Source organism: Rhodopseudomonas palustris (assembly GCF_007005445.1).
In the GTDB taxonomy this organism is placed as follows: domain Bacteria; phylum Pseudomonadota; class Alphaproteobacteria; order Rhizobiales; family Xanthobacteraceae; genus Rhodopseudomonas; species Rhodopseudomonas palustris_G.
The window spans coordinates 1213376-1239167 of record NZ_CP041387.1 but is presented as its reverse complement, the minus strand read 5'-3'; the positions used below and the strand labels follow the sequence as shown (position 1 = coordinate 1239167).

The window sequence follows — 25792 nt, the reverse complement described above, 5'->3', positions numbered from 1 at the left end:
GAACCAATCCACGCGAGGCCGGTCACGGCCTCGCGCCGGCTGCTATGCGCCGTGGGGGATGCGGCTGATTGCGCTGCGAACCAACGCATCTGCGCAGTCGCTTCGTTTGATTCATCCCCTCGACGAGCAAAATCACCGCAACGGTGGATCAATCACGCGATGCCGCGCACCCTGCTTGACTCCCTGCCGGCCTGCACACTAGGAATGTTATGTTATAACATATCATCCTGAGGTGGACTGTGTCCAAGCCGCAAACGTCTGACGATCGCCTGCCGGTCACGGTGCTGTCGGGATTCCTCGGGTCCGGCAAGACCACGCTGCTCAATCACGTGCTCAACAACCGCGACGGCCGGCGGGTCGCGGTGATCGTCAACGACATGAGCGAGGTCAACATCGACGCCGATCTGGTGCGCGAGGAGACCACGCTCAGCCGCTCCGAGGAAAAGCTGGTGGAGCTCACCAATGGCTGCATCTGCTGCACGCTGCGCGAGGATCTGCTGAACGAGGTCCGCCGCCTCGCCGACGAACGCCGGTTCGACTACCTGCTGATCGAGAGCACCGGGGTGTCGGAGCCGCTGCCGGTCGCCGCGACCTTCGAGTTTCGCCAGGAGGACGGCGACAGCCTGTCCGACATCGCACGTCTCGACGCCATGGTGACGGTGGTCGACACCGTCCATCTGCTGAAGGACTATTCGTCGACCGACTTTCTCGCCGACCGCGGCGAGACCGCGGGCGAAGGCGACGAGCGCACCCTGGTCAATCTGCTGGTCGAGCAGATCGAGTTCGCCGACATCGTCGTCATGAACAAGGTCTCGGACGCCACGCCCGCGCAGCGCGAGGCGGCGCGGGCCATCATCCACGCGCTCAATCCCGACGCCCGACTGATCGAGACCGACTACAGCCGGGTGTCGCCGGACCAGATCTTCGACACCGGCCTGTTCGACTTCGAACGCGCCCATCAGCACCCGATGTGGTTCAAGGAGCTGTACGGCTTCGCCGACCATGTCCCGGAGGACGCCGAATACGGCGTCACCAGCTTCGTCTGGGAGGCGCGCCGGCCGCTGATCCCGGAGCGCTTCAACGAATTCCTGCAGACGCCGCTGCCCGGCGTCATCCGCGCCAAGGGGCATTTCTGGCTGGCGACGCGGCCCGACTGGGTCGGCGAATTCAGCCTCGCCGGCGCTCTGGCCACCACCAAGCCGCTCGGCTTCTGGTGGGCCGCGGTGCCGCCGTCGCGCTGGCCGTCCGACCCGGCGGTGCAGGCGCAGGTCAAGGCCAAGTTCGACCCGGTGTACGGCGACCGGCGCCAGCAGATCGTGTTCATCGGCATGCTCGGGACGATGAGCCGCGCCCGCATCACCACCATGCTGGAGCGCTGCCTGGCCGAGCCGCCGAGCGCCGAGACGTTCGATCCGAACAGCTACCGTCACCTGCCCGACCCGTTTCCGGGATGGCGGCGCGTCACCGACGCGGCCTGACCCGTCAACCGGCGACCACCCTGCTCAAGATTACGAAGGCCGTTACGTAGAACGACGTATTCGTCTGCTGCCACTCCGGATCCATAACCCACGACGTTACAATGTTACATGGAGCCAAGTGATGGCAAGTACCGGAAGCGTAAGCGCGTGGGACGAAGCCCTGCTCGTCGCGATGATCCAATATCCCGTGCCGGTGGTCACCGGTCCGGCGGACATCCAGACCCAGGTGAAGCAGATCTGCCGCGCGGTCGACACCACCAAAGCCGGCTACCCCGACCTCGATCTGATCGTGTTCCCGGAGTACTCGACGCAGGGCCTCAACACCGCGATCTGGACCTACGACGAGATGCTGCTGACGGTGGATTCGCCGGAGATCGGCGCGTTCAAGGCGGCGTGCAAGCGCAACAAGGTGTGGGGCGTGTTCTCGCTGATGGAGCGTAACGACGATCCGTCGCTGCCGCCGTTCAACACCGCGATCATCATCAACGCCGACGGCGAACTGGCGCTGCATTATCGCAAGCTGCAGCCGTGGGTGCCGATCGAGCCGTGGTCGCCGGGCAATTACGGGATGCCGGTGTGCGAAGGTCCGAAGGGCGCCAAGCTGGCGGTGTGCATCTGCCACGACGGCATGTTCCCCGAGCTGGCGCGCGAGGCCGCCTACAAGGGCGCCAACGTCTACATCCGGATCTCCGGCTATTCGACCCAGGTCAACGATCAGTGGATCTGGACCAACCGCACCAACGCCTGGCAGAACCTGATGTACACCATGTCGGTGAACCTCGCCGGCTACGACGGGGTGTTCTACTACTTCGGCGAAGGCACGGTGTGCAATTACGACGGCAACGTCATCCAGCAGGGCCATCGTAACCCCTGGGAGATCGTCACCGCCGAGCTGTTCCCGCGCCTCGTCGACAAGGCGCGCGAGCACTGGGCGCTGGAGAACAACATCTTCAATCTCGGCTGCCGCGCCTATGTCGGCAAACCCGGCGGCGAGAAGGCGAACTATCTGACCTGGGTGCGCGACCTCGCCGAAGGCAACTACAAGCTTCCCTGGGACGACAAGATCAAGGTCCGCGACGGCTGGAAGTATTATCCGGACGGCGTCAAGCTCGGCCCGATGCCGAAGCCGATCGCGGCGGAGTAGCTCCCACCGATCTCGTCATCCCAAGGCAGACCCGGCCGCTCCGGCGGCCGGGTTCTTTGTTTCGGCCACCAGCCTTCGCGCCGGAGGACGCCGAACAGCACCGCCGGCGGCTTCACGCCGATCACCTACCGGCGGGTCGTGACGGCGGCGCCGTCGCTCAGCGTGCTCGGTGGAAACACCACCACCTGCTGGCCGGGCTGCAGGCCCGAAGCCACTGCCGCCAACCGGCCGGACCGGCGGATCAGTTCGACCGCGCATTCCCGCGCGACGCCGTCCTGCACCACGAAGGCGGCCCAGCCGTCGTGTCGGCGGAACAGTGCGCCCTCGGGGACCACGGTCGCGTCCGGGATTTCGGCCACGGTGAACCGCGCATCGATCCGATAGTTGTCGCCGAGGCCGGACCAGAGTTCGCGCGGCGACATGATGTCGGCGACCACCCAGACGCGCTGCTCTTCGACGCCGAGCGCCGACACTTTGGTGAAAGCGGCAGGCTCGACAAACCGCACGCGTCCTTGAAGCAAGCCCGGCCCGCCCCAGCGGTCGATCATCACCGCGGCGCCCGGTTTGATCTCGACGGCCTGGGTGGTCAGCACATCGGCGATGATTTCGAGGTCGTGCGGATCGCCGATCTCGATCAGCGGAGCCCCGGCGGCGACCACCGTCTCGCTTTCCTGCATGACGTGCAGCACCCGTCCCGCCACCGGCGCGGTGATGTCCCACTGCTCCGCCGGGGGCGACGTCGCGGTTGCACGCAGCATCAGTGCCTTGGTCTGATCGCGCTCGTGTTCGGTGGCGTGGCGCCGCAGCTCGGCGGCGACGCGGTCACGCTCGGCGACGCGAAGCGCCAGCTCCTCGCGCTCGAGCTGCTGATTGGTGGCGGCGCCCTTCTGCTGCAGCGCGCGAACCCGCTCGAGGTCGCGCCGGGCCTGCGCCTCCTGGTCATTCGCCCGGTCCAGCCGGGCTTGTGCCTCCTGCATCGACGCCTCGGCCGCACCGAGCCGTTCTTCCAACTCCTGCCGGGTGCGCGGATCGAGCATCGGAGAGGCGGTCGGCAGCAGCGTCGCCACCCGCGCATCGGCCTCGACCGAGTCGCCCGGCTTGAGATCGAGCCGCAGCAGACGGCCGGCCAGCGGGCTCGACACCACGTAGCGGTTGCGGATCCGGGTCTTGCCGTCTTCTTCGACGGTGGCCGTGAACGACCCGCGCGACACGGTCGCCACGTCGACAGGTACCGCTGCAGGCCGGAACGCCCAATACAGCAGCGCGGCGGCGGCGAGCACCGCCACGACGATCGACAGGAAAGTGACGACTCGCGGCATCTCAGTCCCGCGTCTTCAGAACGGCGACCAGATCGAGCCGGTCGATCCGGCGGCGAACCAGGAGCGCGCTGCCGACCCCGGCCCCCAGCACCACCAGCGCCGCAGTCGCGAACGTCGCCGGGCTCACCACGGGGGGAATTGTAAAGCTCTCGTTGCTTCGCAACGTCATCAGCACAGTCACGATCCCCTGCGCCATCGCCAGACCAAGTGGAATCGCGATCCCGGTGGCGATCGCGAGTTCTGCCAGCAGAATGCGCGAAACCTCGGCGCGGGTGAAGCCGAGAATGCGCAGGCTCGCCAGCTCCCAAGCCCGCTCCTGCAAAGAGACGCGGGCCGAATTGTAAACCACGCCGACGGCGATGATCACGCCGAACAGCGTCAGCACCACCGCGGCAATGGTGACGACGGCGGCGACCTTCTCGTTGAACAGCTGTAGCCAGACCCGTTTGACCGACGTGGCGAGCACGCGCGGCCGCTCGGCCAGTCGCTTCCATACCGCGTCGGCATGCTTCGGATCGACCCGCAGTGCGGCCTGCGAAACGAGATCGTCCTCCCGCATCAGTCGGTTGAGTGCAACGCGGTTCATGTAAGCGCTGTAGCCGAGCACGTCCTCGATCAACGACACCACCGCGGCCGTCCGAGTCTGCCGCCGCCCTTCCAGCGTCTCGACCAGAATGTCGTCACCCGGTACGACGCCGAGCCGTTCGGCGAGCCCCTTGCTCAAGATGATTCCGTCGGCGGGAATCGCCGCCGGCTGCAGCGAAGCGGTGCGCGGCACGCGTAGTTCGCTGTCCGGGGCGATCCCGGTCAGCACCAGACGATAGGTCCGGTTGCCGGCACGTAGACGAACCGGAACGATCCGCTGTCCTTCGACCAGCGACACGCCGTCGAGGGATGCGATCTCTCGCAGCGATCGGCTCGACCGTGGATCGGTGAAAGTGACGACGGCGTCGGCCCGCTCGATGCCGTCGAACTGGACCTGGACCATGTAGTCGAGGGCATCCCACCAGAACAGGCCGAGCACCACCATTGGGACCGCGAACGCCAGGCCGAAGATCGTCAGCAGCGAGCGGACCGGGCGGCCCAGCAAGCCGCGGATCGTCATCTTCACCGCCGGCGGCAGCGTTGGCCCGACGATCGCCCGACTGAACGCAGCGGGCGTTTCGGACCGCAACGCTTCTGCCGGCTTCAGCCGCAACACCCGGCGAACCGCGGCCAAAGCTCCCGCCGCGGCCATTGCGGCGCCGGCGCCGATCGCGAGCATCGGCACCCACATGGGCATGGTGAGCGGCAGGTCGGGGAATCGAAAGAATGGCCGGTAGGCTTCGATCATGCTGAGCGCGTACCAATGGCCGGCCGGCACGCCGAGCACCGCCCCGAGCGCGCAGATCGATCCGACCAATTTGAGATAGTGCATGGCGATCGGCATCGATGGAAAACCCAGCGCCTTCAGGGCGGCGATCTGCTCGCGCTGGGCGTCGACCAGCCGCCCGATCAGCACGTTCAGCAGGAACGAAGCGATGCCGAAGAAGATCACCGGCACGAAGATCGCCAGCGTCCGCTGTTCGGCAAGCTCGTCGGCGAGAAAGCGGTGCGAGGCTTGATCGCGACGCTCGTAGGCGCCGCGGCCGCCGTAGCGGTCGAGCTGCGCATCGACCTGCGCCGCCACCGCCAAAGCCGAGGCGCCCGGCGCCAGCGTCAGCACGAGGTTGTTGAAGGCGCCCTTCATGTCGAACGCAGCGGCGACGGCATCGTCGTTGGCCCACAGCACCACGAAGGTCCGGTCGTCCGGCAGCGGATTGCCGGGCCGGGCCGCGTAGATGTACTCCGGCGAATGCACGATGCCGGCGATCCGGAACGTCTCGACCCTGCCGTTGAGGATGACGCGGATGGTGTCGCCCGGATTGACGCCCCAGGTGCTGGCGAAACCGGCGTTGACGAGCACCTCGTCGAGCCGTGCCGGATCGAGCCATCGTCCCTTGACGCGATCGAGCCGGTTCAGCGACGGCTGGCCTGGCCTCGGAAGCGAGACGATGGCGCCGGCGACCGACAGATCCGAGCGCTCCCACTCAACGCGCACGTCCTTGACGACGCGGGGCTCGGCGATGCCGACGCCAGGCAGCGCCGCAATCGTCGCCGACACCGTGCTCGGAGCCCGCTCCAGCTCCACCCACAGATCGGCGAACCGGCTGGTCCGGTAGTACTCCTCCTGCGCCGTCCGCAATGAAAGATAGGTCGAGACCGAGCCGATCAGCACGGCGACGCCGGCGCCGAGCAGCAAGGCGACCGACAGCACCTGCGCACGCATCGCCCACAGATCGCGCCGCAGCTTGCGGTCGAGGATACTCACCAGCTCAGCTCCTCGGGCCGCAACAGCGTGGTGTTGCGCTCGTCGGCGACGATCCGGCCATGGCCGAGCCGCAGCACCCGGTTGGCCATGCCGGCGATCGCCGAATTGTGGGTGATGACAATGGTGGTGGCCCCGAGGTCGGCATTGGCCCGAGCGAGCGCAGCCAGTACCAGCTTGCCGGTCTCGACATCGAGCGCGCCAGTCGGCTCGTCGCACAGCAGCGCATCCGGCCGTTTGACGATGGCGCGGGCGACTGCGACGCGCTGCTGCTCGCCGCCCGAGAGCTGCGATGGGAAGTGCCGGAGCCGATGCGAGAGACCGACCAGCGCCAGCGCCTCGACCGGCTTCATCGGATTTTCGGCGATGCTTGCCACCAGTCCGACGTTCTCTTCGACCGTGAGGCTCGGGATGAGATTGTAGAACTGGAACACGAACCCGACGTGCTCGCGCCGGTAGCGCGTCAATTCCGCTTCGCTCGCGCCGGTCAACTCGTGGTCGCGCCAGCTGGCGTGCCCGGAGGTCGGCGCGTCGAGCCCGCCAAGAATGTTGAGCAGGGTCGATTTGCCGGATCCAGACGGACCCAGCAGCACGACGAATTCGCCGTTCCAGATGTCGAGGTCGAGGTCGCGCAGCGCATAGACGATCGCCTCGCCAGACCCGTAGGTCTTGCACAGGCCTCTGGCGGAGAACACGGGACTCGCGTCTTGGCCCACCGCACCGCTCCCCTCGTCGCCGGTCTCCGCTGGGGTGCCAAGCTGCGTTCGGCGGCGGCGACCCGGGATGATTTACCGAAGCGCCAAACCCTGCGGTCTGATCACGAAGCCCGGTCCGTCCCCTGCTCCAGCAGCTTGTCCAGCCGCGCCTGCTCGTCGGCGCTGAGCGGCTTCGGGGCTTCGCCGACGCGGGCGGTGTCGCGGCCGCGGCGGCGGATGTGCAGCCACAGCCCGAGCCCGCCGCCGACCAGCACCAGCGGCGGCACCAGCCACAGCAGCAGCGTGTGCAGCTCGAACCGCGGCTTCAGCAGCACGAACTCGCCGTAGCGCTCCACCAGATAGTCGATCACCTGCCTGTTGCTGTCGCCGGCGGCGATCCGCTCGCGCACCAGGAGGCGCAGATCCTTGGCCAGCGTCGCGTCGGAATCGTCGATCGACTGGTTCTGACACACCATGCAGCGCAGTTCGCGCGACAATTCACGCGCCCGCGCCTCCTTGGCCGGATCGGCCATCACCTCGTCGGGCTGCACCGCGTGCGCCAGCGGGGCCGCGAAGGCCGTCGCGGCCACGATAAGCAGAGCGGCAATCAGTTTCCGCATCGGTCTCTCCACCCTACTCCGCCGGCTGCAGCGCGCGCGGCGCTTTGGCGGGCTTCGGTGCGCCGACCCGGAGCCGGCGATCGGACAGCGACAGGACGCCGCCCAGCGCCATCAGGAGCGGGCCGAACCAGATCAGCAGCACCATCGGCTTGTGATACATCCGCACCGTCACGGCGCCCTGATCGTTGAGATCGCCGAGCGAGACGTAGAGCTGGCTGAGGCCGCGGGTCAGCAGCGCTGCTTCGGTGGTCGAGGTGCCGCGGGTGACGAAGCTGCGTTTCGACGGCGTCATCACGCCGACCGGCCGGCCGCCCTCGGTGACGGTGAACCGCGTCAGCAGTTCGCGATAGTTCGGCCCCTGGCGCTGATTGGCGCCCTCGAATTTGAATTCGTAGCCGGCGAGCCTGGTGCTGTCGCCGGGCTTCATCGCGGCGATGTATTCGGTGTTCCAGGTGCTCTCGCAGACGATGCCGATCAGCGTCACGCCGAGCGCCGCATGGGCGAACATCGTGCCCCAGGCCGAGCGCGGCAGGCCGGCGGCGCGGCGCAGCGAGATCGACAGCGGATTGCGGAACAGGCCGATGCGCTCGACGATATCGACCAGCGCGCCGATGATCACGAACACCGCAAGGCCGATGGCCAGCGGCGCCAGCACCGCGCCGCCATGGACCCAGGCGTAGACGAAGGCGACGGCCAGCAGCGCCACCACGCCGGCGGCGATCAGCCGCTGCGCCGCGGCGACCAGATCGCCGCGCTTCCAGGCCAGCAGCGGACCGAACGGCACAGCGACCAGCAGCGGCACCATCAGCGGACCGAAAGTGAGATTGAAGAACGGCGCGCCGACCGAGATCTTGTCGCCGGTCAGCACTTCCAGCGCCAGTGGATACAGCGTGCCGACGAACACCGTGGCGCAGGCGGTGGTCAGGAACAGGTTGTTCAGGACCAGCGAGCCCTCGCGCGAGATCGGCGCGAACAGTCCGCCCTGCTTCAGCGCCGAGGCGCGCCAGGCGAACAGCGTCAGGCTGCCGCCGATGAACACGCACAGGATCACCAGGATGAACACGCCGCGGCTGGGATCGGTGGCGAAGGCGTGCACCGAGGTCAGCACGCCGGAGCGGACCAGGAAGGTGCCGAGCAGCGACAGCGAGAAGGTCAGGATCGACAGCAGGATGGTCCAGACCTTCAGCGCGTTGCGCTTCTCCATCACCAGCGCCGAATGCAGCAGCGCGATGCCGGCGAGCCACGGCATCAGCGAGGCGTTTTCGACCGGGTCCCAGAACCACCAGCCGCCCCAGCCGAGTTCGTAGTAGGCCCAATACGAGCCCATCGCGATGCCGAGGGTGAGGCAGACCCAGGCGATCAGCGTCCACGGCCGCACCCAGCGCGCCCAGGCGGCGTCGAGCCGGCCTTCGATCAGCGCCGCGGCGGCGAACGAGAACGAGATCGAGAACCCGACATAGCCGAGATACAGCAGCGGCGGATGCAGCGCGAGACCGATGTCCTGCAGCACCGGATTGAGATCGCGGCCTTCCATCGGCGGATTGGGAATCCGCAGGAACGGGTTCGAGGTGATCAGGATGAACAGATAGAACGCGGTCGCGATCCAGCCCTGCACCGCCAGCACGTGGGCGCGCAGCGACAGCGGCAGGTTGCTGCCGAGCGCGGCGACCAGCGCGCCGAACAGCGCCAGGATCGCCACCCACAGCAGCATCGAGCCTTCGTGGTTTCCCCACACGCCGGTGATCTTGTAGAGCAGCGGCTTCATCGAGTGCGAGTTCTCGTAGACGTTCACCACCGAGAAATCGGAGGTGACGTTGAGCCACACCAGCGCGCCGAACGACGCGGCGACGAAGACGAACTGCACCAGCGCGGTCGAGCGCGCGACGTTCATCAGGCCGCCGTCGTTGAGACGCGCGCCGAGCACCGGCACGGTGGACTGGATCAGCGCCAGAGCGAGCGCCAGGACGAGTGCGTAGTGCCCTGCCTCGGCGATCATTTGCGGCCCTCCGCCGCGTCGGCGGAGGCCTGCCCCGCCGTGGTCTGATCAGGCGACTTCTTGCCGTAATCGTCCTTCCAGTGGCCGTCCTTCTTCAAGGCGTCGGCGACCTCCTTGGGCATGTAGTTCTCGTCGTGCTTGGCCAGCACGGTGTCGGCTTCGAACACGCCGGCGGCGTCGAGCGCGCCTTCGGCGATCACGCCCTGCCCTTCGCGGAACAGGTCGGGCAGGATGCCCTTGTAGGCGACCGGCAGCGTCGCGCCGCCGTCGGTGACCTTGAACGACACCTTCAGTTGCTCGCCGCGCTGCAGCGAGCCGGGCTCGACCACGCCGCCGAGCCGGAACCGCTTGCCGGCGGCGATCTGCTGCTCCGCCACCATCTTGGGGGTCGAAAAGAACACGATGGAGTCACGCATCGCGTTGAGCACCAGCCCAACAGCCACCACGAGCACCACCCCGGCGCCCCCGATCATCAACAACCGCCGCTGTTTACGCGTCATGGTCCGTTCGCCTCGGCGTCCTCTACCGGATGTTCGAAAGTGGCGCTCCACCGCGCCGCTTCGGAGTCTTTGTCTGACGAAGATGTCGAAAAACCACATCGTTCGTGCAGCGATCGTCAGCCGTCGAGCCCGAGGCTCCTGAGGCCGTCGTTGAGCTGTTTCAGCCGCTCGGGTTTGCCGGCCACCGCCTGACGCGCCTCGGTCTGCGCGCTCCTAGCCTTCTCGGTGTCGCCGAGCACCATATAGGCGCGCACCAGCCGCAGCCAGCCGTCGACGTCGTCGCCGTTCTGCTTCAGCCTGGCGGCGAGCTTGCCGACCATGCCCTGGATCATCGCGGCCCGATCGGCCTCGCTCATGTTCTGCATCGCCGCGGCGACGCTCTCCGGCGTCGCCGGCTGCGCAGTGCCATCGACGCGGGCGAGCTCGGCCTGCAACATCGACCGCCACGGCGCATCGGCCGGCGCCTTCTCCAGCATCGCCCGCCACATCGTCGCGGCGTCCTTCGACCGGCCGTCCTGCTCGGCGGCGAGGCCGAGGAAATAGCGCGCCTTGGCGTCGTCGGGATTGAGCGCGACGGCGCGTTCGAATTCGGTCTTGGCGTCTGCCGTCACCACGCCGCCCGCCGCCGAGGTCAGCACCTCGCCGAGATCGGCGCGACGATCGGCGGTGTCGCCCGCATAGGTGATCGAATTGCGATAGGCGCGCGCGGCGTCGGCGAACCGGCCGGTCTTGGCCAGCACCGGCGCCAGCACGGTCCAGCCGCGGCCGTCGGTCGGGTTCTTCTCCAGATGCGCCTCGACCTGGGCCACCAGATTCTCGAGCGGCTGCGAATTCGGCGGCGCCTTGGCGCGCGCGAATAGCGGCTCGTCGGGCTGCGACGGCGAGCCGAGCGGCAGATAAACCGCCGCCGCCAGCACCGGCAGCCCGATCAGCGCGAGCACCGCCACCGCACGGCGCGGCCCGGGCCGGGCCGTGGTCGGCGTGGCGCGTTCGGTCTCGGCGCTGGCGAGCAGCCGGCGGCCGATCTCAACCTTGGCGGCTGCGGCTTCGGACGAGCCGATCAGCCCGACCGCGGCGTCGCGATCGACCTCGGCGAGCTGGTCCTTGTAGACTGCCGCCTCGCTGCCGTCGCGCTGCGCCTTGACGCTGCGCCCGAGCGGCCAAAGCACGGCGAACACCGCTACGGCCGTCATCATCGCGAACACAAACCAGAGCGCCATTCGAGCGGGATTCCGGGGTGAGGACTAAAGGGCCGCGGCACCGGCCCGGCGGGTCGAAAAGCCGGGCGGGTTACACCATGGTCGGACGATAGCCGCAATTGACATTTGCGGCACCGGATAAGCCGCCGCAGGGGACGAAACTTGATTTGAATCAAAGGGGAGCTCAGCCCGCCCGCGCCGCCGGCTTGCGTTCCACCACGACCATGGCGTTTTCGACCGCGCGGCTCATCAGCGAGGCGTAGTCCTGGCTGAACAGCAATTCGCAGAACCGGACCGCGGCCTGGGCCTGCTGATGCCGGAACGGCTTCACCCGGGGGTCGGAGCCGCGCAGCGACTGCACCAGCGCGTCGGTGGATTTCTCGACATATTGCTGCAGCTCGGAATAGGTCCGCTGCGTCACTTCGTTGATCGCCAGTTCGCTGGCATAGGTGCGGCACACGGCGACGAAATCGATCAGCGCCACCGCCTCGTCGACCTCGATCTGGTCGAGCTTGGCGCCGCTGGCGATGTCCTTGTCCGGACGCTGGCGCAGCAGCCGGCGAACCCGGCCGGGCACGCTCTCGATCTCCGACTTCACGGCGTTGGAGATTTCGACGCGGATCGCGGCGAGCTGCTTGCCCCAGGCCGAGTCGCTGCGGATGTCGAGTTCGGTGCGCAGACCGCGAACGCCGTCGTGGATCACTTTCAGGTTTTCGGCGACGTTGCCGTAGTGGCCGCGGCGGATCTCCTCGCGCAGATCGGCGGTGAGCCGCGCCAGATCCTGAACCGCCATGGTGACCGCAACGCCGTAGGGCGTGGCCGCGACCTTGATCTCGTCGTCGGAGCCGGCGACCTTGATCGCCAGCCGCACGATCTGCCACGGCTGGTTGAGATGGCCGAGGATCAGCGTCAGCGCGAACGGCAGCAGGATCGGCGTCTGCAGGCCCGGCACGTTGAGCGCGGCGATCATCGAATTGACCTGGCTGTCGCCGAACACCCGCAGGTTGCTGGAGAGCTTGCCGTTGAAGCTGTCGATCGCGTCGCGGTTCTTCAGCACGGCGCCGATCGGGGCGAGATCCTCGATCACCGACGGTGGCCCGACCCGCGACATCGCGCGCTGGCGGTCGACGCCGGCCTCGGGATTGATCAGTTTCTCGATTGCGGCGGCGGCGGCCTGCTGCAGCTTGCGGACCTGCTGTTCGACCTGGGACGCCGGCGCGCCGCGCAGGCCGATCAGCGCCGCCTCGAACTCGCGGATCTGATCGGGCATCCCCTCGCGCTCGAGCCACTGCCATACCGAGGTCAGCGACGAGCGCCGGATCTGGCCCGGGCGCGGGGTCTCCTTGGGATCGATCAGGAACGGCTCCAGCACCCGGAACATCAGCCGCGCCGGATCGTCGCTGCGGGGGCGGCTGTCGTCGTCGGAGCCTCGGACGATCTTGCGCAACTCCTCCAGCACGAAGCTGGCGACCGCCACGTCGTCGCCGCGCTCCAGCGCGCGCTCGAATTCCCGCATCAGCAGCGCCTGGGACTGCGGCGGGAGCTGGGAGAGATAGTCTCTCAGCTTTTCGGTCGGTGTCTGGCTCATGCGCCCATGGGGTTGCAGGCTGTCCGCACGCGTCGAACAGCGCACCGGTCGCACGGTGCCCGTCGCGCCACGGCGCTGTCCCCAGAGATAGCCACGGCGATATTAAGAAGGGGTTGAGGTGACCGGCGAGGTCACCGCATTCACGCTCCGCCGGAACTGCCGGTCATGCCGCCAACGTGCTGGCAACCATCACATTCCAGCACGCAGCGGATGGCCTCAGCCTCAGCCCTGCGCCGTCCAGGGTGCGCCGTCATGGGCGCGGCAGGCGGTGCCGCGGGAGATTTCGATCTGCTGGCCGACCGTCACCGCATGCGAGAAGCCGCGGCAGGTGACGCCCTGTTTCAGATAGGCCGGCCCCGGCACGATGTTGCCGTAGCGGCCGGAGGCGGCGTTCTTCCACGCCACCGGCGCGCCGGATTCGCCGCGATCGAGCGCTTCCAGCTCGGCCGCATAGGCCAGCCGGCGGTCTTCGGCATTCAGCAGCGCGCCGATCTTCGGCCCGATCAGACCGCCCATCGCGGCGGCATCGACCGCGGCGCTGCCGTCATTGCGGCCGAAATCCGAGGTCGCGGTGCTGGTGAAGGAATCCACCCGGGCGACCAGCCCCGACGTGCGGTCGCATCCGGCCAGCGCCAGCGCGCCGGCGAGCAGCAACATCGACTTGCCCCACCGAAACGTCATCGTCATCCCCAACGGCTCCCCGAAGGCGTTCAGCCTACATCCATAACCGTTAAGGAAAACAAGATGCAAATCTGGCGACGCTGTGGCAGCGGCCGGCACGTTATGCCGCAGGCAGGGTCAGCTCGGCCCTGAGCCCGCCGATCGGGGCGTTGTCGAGCTTCAGTTCGCCGCCGTAAAGCGCTGCCAGATCGACCACAATGGCGAGGCCGAGGCCGGAGCCGGGCTTGCTCTCGTCGAGCCGCTTGCCGCGCCGGGCGACCAGCGCGCGCTGCTCGGCCGACAGCCCGAAGCCGTCGTCGTCGACCACGATCCGCAGCTTCGGCGGCCCGCCGTCCTCGTCGGCGGGTTCCGCCGCGACGGCGATGAACACCCTTCCGGCCGCCCATTTGCAGGCGTTGTCGACCAGATTGCCGACCATCTCCTCAAGATCCTGGCGCTCGCCGCGGAACTTGAGACCGGCGGCGACCTCGGCGCGAACCTCGATGGCGCGGTCGCGGTGGATCTTCTCCATGGTCCGGCGCAGCGCCTCGATCACCGGTTCGACCTCGGTGACGGTGCCGATCACCGTCAGCCGCGCCGCGATCCGGGCGCGCTCCAGATGGTGGGTGACCTGGCTGCGCATCACCTCGGCCTGCTCCATCACCTTGGCGGCCAAGGGATCACCGGGCCGCGCGCTCGCCTCGTTGACCAGCACCGACAGCGGCGTCTTGAGGCCGTGGGCGAGATTGCCGACATGGGTGCGGGCGCGCTCGACGATCTCGCGATTGGCTTCGATCAGCGCATTGGTCTCGCGCGCCAGCGGCGCGATCTCGACCGGGAACCGGCCCTCCAGCCGCTCGGCGCGGCCGGAGCGGACGTCGGCGATCGAATCCGAAATCCGTTTCAGCGGCGCCAGGCCGAACCGGACCTGGAAGATCGTGGTCAGCACCAGCCCGATCGACAGCGCCAGGAAGGTGCCGGCGAGGTAGTAGTCGAAGGTGCGGGTCTCTTCGAAGATCTCGGTGGCGTCGCCGGCGACGGTGACGACGAACTTGCCGTCGAGGCCGAGATCGACCGGGCGCTCGACCATGCGCAGGGTCTGGCCTTCCGGCCCGTCGACATAGCCGTGACGGACGCCGGAGGGGCCGAGTTCGATGCCGCGGTCCTCGAGCCGGGGCAGCTTGCGGTCCCACAGCGACCGCGACGCGCGGGTCTCCGGCTTGTCGCCGTCGGTGCGGACCACCTGCCAATACCAGCCCGACAGCGGCAGATCGAACAGCGGCTCGCCGATCGACTGGAACGCCTCCTGGGTGGCGTCGGGGGTCGCGACCTCGGCGATGATGGTGCGGAGATAGAGATTGAGCCGGCGATCGAACGCCCGCTCCGAGGCGCCGCGATACACCGACGACAGCACGATGCCGGTAATCGCCAGGATCACCACCACCCAGGCGGTGGCGGACAGGAACAGCCGGGTGGCGAGCGAGCTGCCGCGGCGGGAGGGTTTGGCGGGCACCGCGTCGCCGGCGCGCTAATGCGCGTCCGCGGCCGGCGGCGACAGCAGATAGCCGAGCCCGCGCACGGTCTGGATGATGTCGACGCCGAGCTTCTTGCGGATGCGGCCGACGAACACTTCGATCGTATTGCTGTCGCGGTCGAAATCCTGGTCGTACAGATGCTCGACCAGTTCGGTACGCGACACCACCCGGCCGGAGTGGTGCATCAGATAGGCGAGCAGCCGATATTCGTGGCTGGTCAGCTTGACCGGATTGCCATTGGCGCTGACCCGGCCGGTGCGGGTGTCGAGCACCACCGGACCGCAGCTCAGTTCGGACTGGGCGTGGCCGGCGCTCCGCCGCAGCAGCGCCCGGATCCGCGCCAGCACCTCTTCGAGGTGAAACGGCTTGGCGACGTAGTCGTCGGCGCCGGCGTCGAAGCCCTGCACCTTGTCGCTCCAGCGGTCGCGCGCGGTCAGGATCAGCACCGGCATCGCCCGGCTGTTGCGCCGCCACGCCTCCAGCACCGAGATGCCGTCCATCTTCGGCAGGCCGATGTCGAGCACCACCGCGTCGTAGGGCTCGGTGTCGCCGAGGAAGTGCCCCTCCTCGCCGTCGAAGGCGCGGTCGACGACGTAACCGGCGTCGGTCAGCGCGGTGGTGAGCTGGCGGTTGAGATCGGGGTCATCTTCGACGACGAGCAGACGCACCTTCGACTCCGGTGGTTAGTTGTACGGACAGCGAACGCTGACGGCCTGACGACCTGACGGAAGTGAAGATGAGCGGCGGCGGGGTGAATGCGCGGTGAACGACGGCGCGCGCGCCGGATTACTTTTTCTTCACGACCGCTTTGACCAGCCTGTCGATCACGCTCGGGCCGTCCTGCCCGGTGGCGGCGCAGACCTTTTCACGGGTCCGGCCGCTGACATAGACGCCTAGCACGCCGAATCGGAAACCCCAATAGGCGACCAGGAGCGTGGTGGCGCCGACCAGCGCGTTGATGGTGACGACGTCGCCGGTCCAGAATTCGTGCACCAGCACCGCCCACAGCGCGCCGCATTCGGCGGTGAGTTCGAACGCATAGGCCGGCCGCCACCAACGCTGCACCGGATCGCTGGCGGCGATCTCGGCGCGGATCGTCGACTGGGTCTCGGTGATCGCGACGCGCTGGGTCTCGGCTTCGGCGCGGATCGCCTCGCACCAGCGCGCTTCGGCCTCGGCGATCCGGTCCGGCGCCGCCTGCGGCAACGTCGCCTGCACCGCATCCGGCGTCGGCGCCGGCGCGCCGAGGGCTTCGGACAGGATCTTGCCGGCGGCGCCGCCGAGCGGGCCGCCGAGGGCGGTGCCGAGCATCGGCGCGCCGAGCCCGATCACCTGTTTGGCGAGATCGCTCCAATCCATGATCAGCTCCTCTTGAAGGCCGCGGCCAGCGCGGCGATGAAGGTGGCGAGCCGCGACGGCCGCTGCTGCTGCGGCGGCTGCTGCGGCGGCGACGTCGGCAGCTCCGGCGCGAGCGGCGGCGAAGCGGCGATGACCGGCGCACCGCCCAGCGCCGCCTTCCAGCGCGCCAGCCACGCCTTGCGTGCGGCGAGGCCGATGGTGCCGCCGTTCAGCCGCCGAGTGACGCCGACGACATCGTCGGCGCGGGCGAACGGCAGGCAGCCGCAGGCGACGAAATCGGCGACGCCGCAGGCGAGGAAATGCCGCGGGTCGTTGACGAGGTCGGGCCGGCGGACGAGGTCGAGCCCGGTCACCCGGGCGAGCCGGGCATAGCCGTCGCGCCCGGTGGTCTGCACCGCGCCGCGGCCCCGATAGGTCCAGCCGTCGGCCGAGCCCGGCGCGTTGCCCATCCGCCCGTTGTAGACTTTGGCGGCCAGCGCCTCCGGATTGTGCGCGTAAGGCGCTGCGCTGGCCGGCGTCGGAAACCGCGACGGCCACACCTGCATCATCCGCGCCGCCGTGTAGTTCAGGTTCTCGACCACGTCGCGCCCTGCCCCGCATTCGTGGCTGACCTGCGCCATCACATGCGCGACCAGCAGCGGCGTATCGATACCGTGGCGAGCGAACACCTTGTCGGCCGAAGCGATCATCCCGGCGCGCAGCCCGGCGATCTTCCGATCGCCGTCCGGCCACAGCCGGATCAACTCGGTTCCGAAATCGGACATGCCAAAACCTCCGCCACGGCGCCCGCCGAAGCGACGACGCACGCCGGTTGGTGATGAGTGAGAGATGGAAAGGAGCGCGAGGGATGATCATGTCGGACAGCAGTCCGACAACGTCCCCATCTTCGCCGATACGCAACCCGCCCCCAGAACTAAATACCAATGAAGAGCGGTCCAAAAATACCTAACAGCTACATAGATACCACAAACATCTAATACATCGTCACAACAAACTATGCGACAATTGCTATTGGGCACCCGAAATCAGTATTATGCGATCGCATTTTCGAAGAGGATTCGGAGACGACAGTTTTTCGTCTCATTGCCCGCGCGGAGGCTTTTGTGGTTGCCGAACATTTGTACTTGAGCAATTCGGTTAGCGAACACCAAATCGCCAACTACCGAAACGAATTCAATAGAGCAAAGAGTCGCCGGCAACATCCATCGAGCCGGAGGACCGCGAGGGACAAATTCCTTGAGAATGAGGATTTCATCAGAAATCCTTTGATGAACTCCCGCCTCACAAATCACCTAACCAGACTGTCTACGATTCACGACCAGTGCCTCGATCGACTCACTAAGGTCCGGGCGCGTCATCACAGTCAGTCAGCGGACATTCCAGGCTTGGCCTCAGAATTCACCGCTTGTATGGCCGACTTCATGGCATCACGCGCCATGACGCAAGATTTCGAACAACACAGGAAGGTTAACCCTGTTGTTGAGAACGATGACGATCCAGAATTTTCTATTGGTCAATTACTTCTGTATTTAATCTGCTCATCTCACGGCATGTCCGCCGGGTTCCGAGTAGTCGACAAATTAGCAGAGAATGAAAAGACTCAGATCACAATCCATCGCAATCCCAATCGAGTCGGCGCACTCCTTAATTTATGGCGCGGCTTTCTTAATCTGGTAGCCGGACGCCACGTTAAGGCACTCTCCAGTTTTAGAGCCGCCAAACACCTCTGCAATATCAATTTAGTCGCACAACTATACTGCGACGAACTCTCTGGGAAAGCAGGACAATTCAACCACGATCAATTGTTGGGACGTTTTTGTTCTTATCCATTCTCAAAACTCTACACGAACCAGTCAGGAGAGACACATCACTGCTGCCTAGCATTCAGCCCCCTGCGGGCTGGCTCAATCGATGACCAAATATTTGATTGGAACTCAAAATCATCGATCGAGTTTCGCAAATCCATTCTAAGTGGAGCATTCACCTATTGCGACAAGACAAGCTGCTCTTTCATCGTCGGCGGGTCGCTTCCCACTCGAGAAGACGCAGCTATTGAAGACACTCGCATTGCCCAAATCATCGAGCAAAACCTCGTCAAAATCGAACCACACGGCCTTGAACTTGTGTTCGAACACGACGCGAGCTGCAACCTCGCCTGTCCAAGCTGCCGCAGCGAACTGATCGCCCATCCGAAAATTGCTACTGAACAACTAGATCAGCGCTTTCCATACCTCCTTGAGTTGCTAAGCAAATCCAAGCGACTTTCGGTCTCAGGATATGGAGACCCATTCTTCAGTCGCCACTACAGAAAATTACTGAAGCTCGTTTGTAAGGAAAACTCACCCGACCTGACAATCGACCTCATAACAAACGCAGCTCTTCTAACTCCTCAGACATGGGCCAGCTACGAACATCTACACTCAATGTTTGGCAGCATCAGCGTTTCGGTTGATGCAGCAAACAGAGACACTTACTCAAAGGTGAGAAAGCTTGGCGATTTCGACAAACTCATGAAGAATCTGGAATTTATATCGACACTGCGTCAAAGGGGCATATTCTCGACCTTCTTGATACAGTGCGTAGTACAGGCCGACAACTTCCGAGAAATGGAAGATTTTGTTGAGCTTGGTCAACGCCTTGCAGTCGATGGCGTCATATTTCAAAGGCTATTTCCATACGGCGTCTACACCGACCCCGCAAAGTTCGAGAAGGCCGATGTCTTTGGCACTTCCCACCCTGAACACCAAGACTTCATTGGCATCCTGAGGTCGGACCGCCTCAAGAAGCAAGGTGTTAGCTTCTCGACTTTCCAGGACTTCTACGACAAAATCAATCCGATTGATTATTACTTCGATTCATTGACAACTGACGAGAATGGAATCTCTGCTTTCGGATGGGCATTCATCAAATCAGGGCATCAAGTTGGGAAAGTATCGATCGTCCTCAAAAAGGATGGCCACAACAAACGCTTCCAGTTCGAGACGAATCCAATAAGTCGCCCGGACGTAGCTGACGCTCTGGCGCAACCGGGTTTGGCGGAATGTGGGTTCTCCCTGCATCCGAGCGGAAGACGACTGCCATTCGGTCGTTATCAAGTCGGGATAAGAGTAGACTCGCCAAACAGCTCTGTAACTGACTTTACGAACCAATTTATTGAGATTGCTCGACAGCCCAAGGAGGCCATCAAGTACTCAATCGACCTCCTTGAAGGGGGTAACGACGTCGTGGTTCACGGATGGGCATACTTGGCGGGCGGGCAAGTGCCAGAGAAGATTTTCGTTGTGTTGAAATCGCTATCAAACAATAAGCGCACCTTCTTCGATGCAGAACAGGTATCGCGACCAGATGTAGCTGAAGCTCTCGGTCGGAATCTTGTAAAGAGCGGCTTTTCGTTCTCACTGAACGGCCGCCATCTGCCCGCGGGAGAGTACGAAATCGGCGTTCGCCTCGTGAGCGGAAAGAGACGAGCAATCCGCTACTCCGGACGTACTGTTTACTTCGCAGGCCAACCCGCAATGGTGGCTTAGTATTCTGAAAATCAAGCAATTTCGACGATTCCAGTCGCAGCAACCGTCTGCCCAGACGCCACTCCGATACCGCTATTGTCAAACTTCGTAAATACGATGATACTAGATCCAGCCGCCGCCGATGCCACCATCAGGACGTTGGTACTGACGTTGTTCGCCGCCAGAATGCAGTGCCCCGACGGAGTCATCCCCGGCGGCAGGGTGACGTAGAAGTACGACACTGCGCTGCCGATGTTGGCGACCGCGATGCTGACGCGGAGGAAGACGGTTTTGCCGATGCGCTTGTAGGTGGCGGTGACGGCGCCGAAGCTGCCGCCGCCCGGCGTCACGGTCGGCGTGTACGGCGTCCAGGCGCCGCGATCGATCCCGCCGGCGATCAGGAACCAGCGCGCGGCGGCAGCGTCGTAGCGCAGCAGCGCGGCCTGCTTGCCGCTGATCGCGATGTCGCCGCCGAGCGAGAACCGGTTCGCCGCCGCCGAGGCGGCGCTGTCGCTGGCCAGCGTCAGCGGCTGGCTGCCGACATTGACGATGCAGACGATGCGGCCCTCGGTGCCGCCGGCCAGCCCGGTCAGGCTGCGCGCGGTATCCGACCAGAGCTGGAGCACCGAGGCCGCGCCGAGCCCGGCCGGCGCGTAGTCGTTCTGATCGGCGGCAAGCTGCGGCGGCGCGGCGACGCCGGTCAGCGCCAGGGCGCGCGGCAGCGCGCAGGCGCCGCCGGCCGGATCGATCGTCAGCGCCTCGGTCCAGTTCGCGCCGTCGGCCGAAACCTTGAGCTTGAACGCATCGGCGCCGATCAGGCCGAATTCGGCGCGGCCCGAATAGGCGTTGGAGAACACCACCGAGGCGGTATCGGCCGCGCCGGCCTTGGCGAGCTGGACACGGATGTCGCCGCTGCCGCCCGCGGCCGGCTCGATCGCGGTGAACAGCGCGGCGTTCGACTTGACGGCGAGCAGGTTCGGCGCCGCCGCGGTGGTGCCGACGCCGAGCCGCGCGGCGTTGTCGAGCGACACCCGCAGGTCCCGCAGATCGCGCCAGCCGTCGCCATAGACCAGCAGCACGTCGTCGGCGACCGACCATACGCACCAGCCCGGTTTCGGCACCAGGAACGCCCAGGCGCCGTCCTGCCAGCTCGCGATCGCATCGTCGCGGCCGCTCCAGGCGCCGGTCGCGCCGGCGCCGACGATGTGGCGCGCGCCTTCGGCCGGGTTCGGCGGCGGCGCATTGCGGTTGCGGTCGAGAACCGCGATCTGGATCGCGGCGTCGAGGATGCGCAGCGCCTCGTTGTGAGTGACGTGCTTCTGCGCCTGCGCCGCCTCGATGAAGGGCAGCCCGAGATTGGCGGTGGCGGTCATGATCGGAGCCTCCTACAGCGCGAAAGTGGCGGTCGCGGCGAAGCCCGGCCCGACGGTGGCGGAGAGCTGTGCGACCCGGATGGTGAGCGAGGTCTGCGGCGCGCCGAAATCGGCGAGCTCGGCGGCGGCGGCGTATAGCGCCTGCGGCAGCGCAGTCTGCATCGTCCGCACCACCGCGCCGCCGGCGCCGAGGATGTCGAGCGTGTAGGCTTCGCCGTCCTCGCCGAGCGGCACTTCGACGCCCCAGCCGTCGCCGTCGATCCGGGTGCGGCGAATCCAGCCGAGCTGAATGCCGCCGGCGGTGCGGCGCGCGGAAAGATGCACCGGCGCCAGCGGCCGTAATGCGGTCGGCCCCGGCGTCACGGTCAGCTCGACCGCGCTCGGATCGTCATGGCTGCGCCCGCTTGCGACGACGCGCAGCCGCAGGCTGCGGCCGAGCGCCGACAGCCCGCGTGCGATCGGCACCAGATGGTGATCGAGCAGCACGAACCGCGCGCCTTCCGGCACATGATCGCGCATCGCGCCGTCGCTGCCGGCCTGGCCGCGCAGCAGATGCGACAAGCGAAAGGTGTTGCCGTCGATCAGTTCGACATTGGCGAATTGCAGGATCTCCCAGCCGCCGTCCGGGGTCTGCACCGCCGCGGCGTTGCCGCCGGCGAGCACCCGCAGTTCCGACAGCGAGGCCAGCGCGCCGTCGCCGATCCGCACCCGAAACGTCGTGGCGCGGTCCCACCGCGCCAGCGGCCCGCGCGGCAGCGGATCGAGCGTGGTGCCGACGATGGTGCGCGCCGGCGCGCTGGCCAGCGGCTGATAGCTGGCGCCGTCGGCCGAGACGTAGATCGTCTCCGCCACCGGCCACGGATTGGCGAACACCGCGAGCCTGGTCAGCACGTCGGGCGCAGCAGAGTCGATCACCGGCAGGTCGAGCGCGATCACCTCGGCCGGGCCGAGTGCCGGCGGGATCGCCGCCGCCGCCGGCCGAGGCATCCGCTGCGGCAGCGCGAACACGTCGGGATCGATGCTGCGCGCCGCGATCTGCCGCGTAGTGGTGTCGACCACCTCGTCGATCTCGACCAGCCGCCGCCGGCCGGCGAGCGTCAGCGCCACCACGTCGCCGGGCGCGAGCCGCAGATGCTGCAAGCCCAGTGCGAAGCTGGCGCGCTCGCGGCCGGCCCATAGATCCTGCAGCACGATCTCGGCGCGCCGGGTCGCCGCGGCGTCGCTGGTGACGACCGCGAGATCGGCCTTCACCATCCGCGCCGCGCCCCCCACCAGCCGCCGCGAGCCAGCGGCGGCGCGGCGATAATCGGCCAGCGCATCGCTGTAGGCGATCGCGGTTTCGCGCGGCAGCTCGGTCTCCTGCGCCCGCGTCAGCCGCCACGGCGCGCCCTTGTCGGGCAGCACCAGATCGTCGTCGTTCAGCTCGATCGCCGGCGCGCCGCCGCGCTGCACGAAGCGCAGCGTGCCGCCGGCCGCGACCGCATCGAAGCTGTAGGCCAGCGCCAGCGGCTCGATCATCGCCCGCGGCGACATAGGTCGGTCGATCACATAGCCGTCGCAGCCCTCGCGCAGATCGCTGCTGTCGACGCCACTGACACCGGCATCGGCGAGCAGCGCGGCGATCAGCGCATCGAGCGGCGCGCCGCCGAGCCGGCCGGTCAGCCAGTGCCCGCTGGTCCAGTTCGGCGCGTCGCTCCACACATCGTCGGCGGCCGGAAACACCGGATAGGGCCGCGCGTCCCAGGTCCACAGATGGATCGCCGACAGGTCGATCATCCGCCCGCCATACAGCGGCGACACCGGGTTGCGGGTCTCGGCGCTGAACGCCGTGATCAGGCATTCGAGATAGCGGCGCTGGATCAGATCGTCGCGCTCGCCGCTGGAGAAATACGGAGCAAAATTCTCGCTCGATTTCGGATCGGGAAACACGCTCGGCTGATTGGCGCCCTTGTCGACCGCCGGGCAGCCGACCTCGGTCAGCCACACCGGCTTGCTCATCGGCACCCAGCCGGTCGGCGCGGCCAGCTCGGCGCCGCCGACCCGCTCGTGATGCGGCTGCGACCAGAAGCTGCGGATGTCCTTGACGCGGTGGATCCACGGCTTGCCGAGCCCGTCGGTGATCGGCACCCGCGCCTGTGCGGCACGCGCTGCCGCATCCGGGTAGTACCAGTCGTAGCCCTCCCCGGCCTCGACGTTGCCGGCAAGGTAGGCGCGGTCGTAGCTGGTGGCGGCGATCGCCGAGTCCAGATGGCCGGCGTCGTCGCGCCAGTCGGCAAGCGGCGCGTAGTAATCGATCCCGATCGCACCGATCGCGGGCGAGGCCCACAGCGGATCGAGCGGAAACCGGATCTCGGAGCCGTCCGGCGTCACCACGTCGGCGCCGTATTCGGTCCAGTCGGCCGCATAGCTTACCAGCGTGCCGCCGCCGACGATCGCCTTGACGTCGGCGGCGAGCGCGACGAGCTGCTGCACCGCCGGATACACGCCCGGCCCCGAACGCACCCGGGTCAGGCTGCGCAGCTCCGAGCCGATCAGGAACGCATCGACGCCGCCGGCATTGGCGCAGAGCTGCGCGTAGTGCAGGATCATCCGGCGATAATTCCAGGCGCCGCCGGCGAAGAACTGCGCCACCTGCGCGGCGGCCGTCGCGGTGCCCTGCGGCGAGCCCGGCACGCCGGGCGCCGGATCGCAACTGATGCGGCCGCGCCAGGGATAAGGCGGCTGCGGCGCGGCGCCGGTCCACGGATTGGGCAGGCCGTTGCCGGCCGGCACGTCCATCACCACGAACGGATAGAACGTGATCTTCAGCCCGCGTGCTTTCAGTTCGCCGATCAGATGCACCACGCTGTCGTCGGACGGCGTGCCGCCATAGGCGGGCCGGCCGTCGACCTGCGAGATCAGCCGCGCGCTGCCGCGCGTTGCGCCGGCCACCGACCAGTTGCCCCGGTCGAGCTTCTTGTCGCGGCGCTCGACGCCGGGCTCGACGGTGCAGGCCTGCGCGCGCAAGTCCGTGCCGAACCACGCCGCCACCAGCGCGACGCGCTGCAGCCCGGGGCAGACGCCCTGCAGATCGTCGAGCGAGGCGAGCACATCCGACGGCGCGTAGGAAACGTGGCGGTTCTCCGGCGCCGCGCTGCCGGCGCCGAGCACCTGCACCCGCGTCGCCGGCTCGTAGCCGAATTCGGTGGTGCCGGGGATCAGCGTCACCGCGCGGGTGAGCTGTTCGAGCCGGCCGATCGGCCGCACGATCTCGAACGACAATTGCGGAATCCGGTTGCCGAAATCGGCGAGCGGCAGCCGCTCGAACACCACATAGGCCAGCCCGCGATAGGCCGGCGTATTGCCGGCGCCTTGCTTGGCGACGATCAGCCCGTCCGGCGCCTGATCCTCGGTGCCGCGATGGACGCGAACGTCGAGGCCGGACAGATCGAGCGGCTTGCCGTCGGCCCAGATCCGCGCCACCCGGCCGATCGGTCCCTCGCACAGCCCGACCGCGAAATTGGCGAAGTAACTGTAGGTCGTGGTGGTGGTCGTGGTCTGCCCGCCCCCGCCGCCACCGAAGCCCTTGCCGCCGCCTCCGCCGCCGGTGGTGCTCTGCTCGACACTGATCACCTCCTCGAGCGCGGTCGCCCAGATCACCTGGCCGGCGAGCCGGGCGCGGCCATAGACCCGCGGGATCGGCGCGCCTTCGGTCGAGGCCATCACATCGAGATCGGCGAGCCGCGGCCCCTCGACCGCACGCGAGGTGTCGCTGCCGCCGAACAGCGACTGATCGAGCGCATTGCCGATCAGCGCGCCGGCGATCCGCCCGGCGATCGCGCCGACACCGCGCGAACGCTTCCAGGATTCAGCCGGCACGCCGATGGAAAGTGAAGCCGGAGGTGGACTGCGAGACGACGGCGGTCACACCGCGCGGTCGGCCGCGTCCTGCGATGTCGGACTGCGGCCGAACCAGATCCGGCCGAACACCCGGTCGCCGCGCAGATGGTGATACAGCGCCGCCGCGACATGCACGATCAGCAGGACCACCAGCAGCCGGGCGCCGAAGCCGTGCGGGATGCGCGGCCGGTAGCGCCAGAACTCCGGCAGCGCCGTGGCGTCGTGCGAGAAGATCGCCGGCAGCGCTCCGCTCGCCAGCATCATGCCGGTGCCGCTCGCGATCATGCCGAGCACCACCACGTAGAACAACAGGTGCACGGTCCGCGCGATGAACTGCTGCGCGGACGGCGCCCCGGCGATCGGCGCCGGCTTGTCGTCGATGCCGAGCCACCACACCACGCGGACGACGGTGAGAACCAGCACCAGCGCCGCCGCCGGCAGATGGATCCGCAGCAGCGCCGCCTTGGTGGCGACGTCGTCGGCCGCCGCGGCGCGGAAGCCAGTCAGCAGCGCGATCAGGATCAGGACGGCGGTGAACCAATGGATCGTCACCGCCACCGTACCGTATTGGTCGGATGAACTGTTGAGAGCCAT

General features: G+C 66.9%; 19 protein-coding genes. 3 read left to right on the top strand and 16 right to left on the bottom strand.

What is annotated here, in order from left to right; genetic code table 11:
• Positions 1-239: 239 nt before the first annotated feature.
• Both FLL57_RS05645 and FLL57_RS05640 read left to right on the top strand, forming a co-directional pair.
• Positions 240-1478, top strand: coding sequence for a GTP-binding protein (locus tag FLL57_RS05645; RefSeq protein WP_142882355.1), 1239 nt, complete (start codon positions 240-242; stop codon positions 1476-1478).
• 121 nt (positions 1479-1599) lie between these two features.
• The gene (locus FLL57_RS05640) at positions 1600-2622 is read left to right on the top strand and encodes a formamidase (RefSeq protein ID WP_142882354.1); all 1023 of its coding nucleotides are present in this window, start codon (positions 1600-1602) and stop codon (positions 2620-2622) included.
• Between the two features lie 125 nt (positions 2623-2747).
• On the opposite strand, the gene FLL57_RS05635 is transcribed toward FLL57_RS05640, so the two are convergent.
• The 13 genes from FLL57_RS05635 to FLL57_RS05575 form a co-directional block, all read right to left on the bottom strand.
• Complete coding sequence (locus tag FLL57_RS05635) at positions 2748-3941, bottom strand: efflux RND transporter periplasmic adaptor subunit (RefSeq protein ID WP_013503261.1); 1194 nt, start codon at positions 3939-3941, stop codon at positions 2748-2750.
• Between the two features lies 1 nt (position 3942).
• Complete coding sequence (locus FLL57_RS05630) at positions 3943-6291, bottom strand: ABC transporter permease (protein WP_013503262.1); 2349 nt, start codon at positions 6289-6291, stop codon at positions 3943-3945.
• Positions 6288-6983 (bottom strand): ABC transporter ATP-binding protein, encoded by a 696-nt coding sequence (locus FLL57_RS05625; RefSeq protein WP_185966190.1) that lies wholly within the window; start codon positions 6981-6983, stop codon positions 6288-6290. Before FLL57_RS05625 ends, FLL57_RS05630 begins: the two co-directional genes overlap by 4 nt.
• A gap of 122 nt (positions 6984-7105) precedes the next feature.
• Positions 7106-7603, bottom strand: coding sequence for a cytochrome c-type biogenesis protein (locus FLL57_RS05620; RefSeq protein WP_013503264.1), 498 nt, complete (start codon positions 7601-7603; stop codon positions 7106-7108).
• 13 nt (positions 7604-7616) lie between these two features.
• The gene (locus FLL57_RS05615; protein WP_013503265.1) at positions 7617-9599 is read right to left on the bottom strand and encodes a heme lyase CcmF/NrfE family subunit; all 1983 of its coding nucleotides are present in this window, start codon (positions 9597-9599) and stop codon (positions 7617-7619) included.
• Positions 9596-10099: a cytochrome c maturation protein CcmE gene (gene ccmE / locus FLL57_RS05610; RefSeq protein ID WP_013503266.1), complete on the bottom strand. Its 504-nt coding sequence runs from the start codon at positions 10097-10099 to the stop codon at positions 9596-9598. Before ccmE ends, FLL57_RS05615 begins: the two co-directional genes overlap by 4 nt.
• Before the next feature lie 116 nt (positions 10100-10215).
• Positions 10216-11319, bottom strand: a complete 1104-nt coding sequence (gene ccmI / locus FLL57_RS05605; RefSeq protein WP_013503267.1) for a c-type cytochrome biogenesis protein CcmI — start codon at positions 11317-11319, stop codon at positions 10216-10218.
• Between the two features lie 163 nt (positions 11320-11482).
• A complete protein-coding gene (locus FLL57_RS05600; RefSeq protein ID WP_013503268.1) occupies positions 11483-12886 on the bottom strand; it encodes a hypothetical protein in 1404 nt (467 codons plus the stop codon).
• Positions 12887-13108: 222 nt separating this feature from the next.
• Entirely contained in the window at positions 13109-13573 is a 465-nt protein-coding gene (locus FLL57_RS05595) for an RT0821/Lpp0805 family surface protein (RefSeq protein WP_047307562.1), read from the bottom strand.
• Between the two features lie 94 nt (positions 13574-13667).
• Complete coding sequence (locus tag FLL57_RS05590; protein WP_142882353.1) at positions 13668-15059, bottom strand: sensor histidine kinase; 1392 nt, start codon at positions 15057-15059, stop codon at positions 13668-13670.
• Between the two features lie 15 nt (positions 15060-15074).
• Positions 15075-15749, bottom strand: a complete 675-nt coding sequence (locus FLL57_RS05585; protein ID WP_013503271.1) for a response regulator transcription factor — start codon at positions 15747-15749, stop codon at positions 15075-15077.
• 118 nt (positions 15750-15867) lie between these two features.
• A complete protein-coding gene (locus tag FLL57_RS05580; protein ID WP_142882352.1) occupies positions 15868-16440 on the bottom strand; it encodes a 3TM-type holin in 573 nt (190 codons plus the stop codon).
• A gap of 2 nt (positions 16441-16442) precedes the next feature.
• Positions 16443-17204, bottom strand: a complete 762-nt coding sequence (locus FLL57_RS05575) for a glycoside hydrolase family 19 protein (protein WP_142882351.1) — start codon at positions 17202-17204, stop codon at positions 16443-16445.
• Between the two features lie 645 nt (positions 17205-17849).
• Between FLL57_RS05575 and FLL57_RS05570 the strand changes: the two genes are divergently transcribed.
• The gene (locus tag FLL57_RS05570; RefSeq protein WP_185966189.1) at positions 17850-19967 is read left to right on the top strand and encodes a radical SAM protein; all 2118 of its coding nucleotides are present in this window, start codon (positions 17850-17852) and stop codon (positions 19965-19967) included.
• Positions 19968-19978: 11 nt separating this feature from the next.
• Here FLL57_RS05570 and FLL57_RS05565 read toward each other — a convergent pair whose 3' ends face one another.
• Genes FLL57_RS05565 through FLL57_RS05555 form a run of 3 tightly spaced genes read right to left on the bottom strand, consistent with a single transcriptional unit; the run spans position 19979 to position 25792 of the window.
• On the bottom strand, positions 19979-21319 hold the full coding sequence (locus FLL57_RS05565) for a DUF2793 domain-containing protein (RefSeq protein ID WP_142882349.1): 1341 nt from the start codon (positions 21317-21319) through the stop codon (positions 19979-19981).
• A 12-nt stretch (positions 21320-21331) separates the two neighbouring features.
• Positions 21332-25177 (bottom strand): baseplate multidomain protein megatron, encoded by a 3846-nt coding sequence (locus FLL57_RS05560; protein WP_235677217.1) that lies wholly within the window; start codon positions 25175-25177, stop codon positions 21332-21334.
• Positions 25178-25222: 45 nt separating this feature from the next.
• Positions 25223-25792, bottom strand: a complete 570-nt coding sequence (locus FLL57_RS05555) for a cytochrome b (RefSeq protein WP_142882347.1) — start codon at positions 25790-25792, stop codon at positions 25223-25225.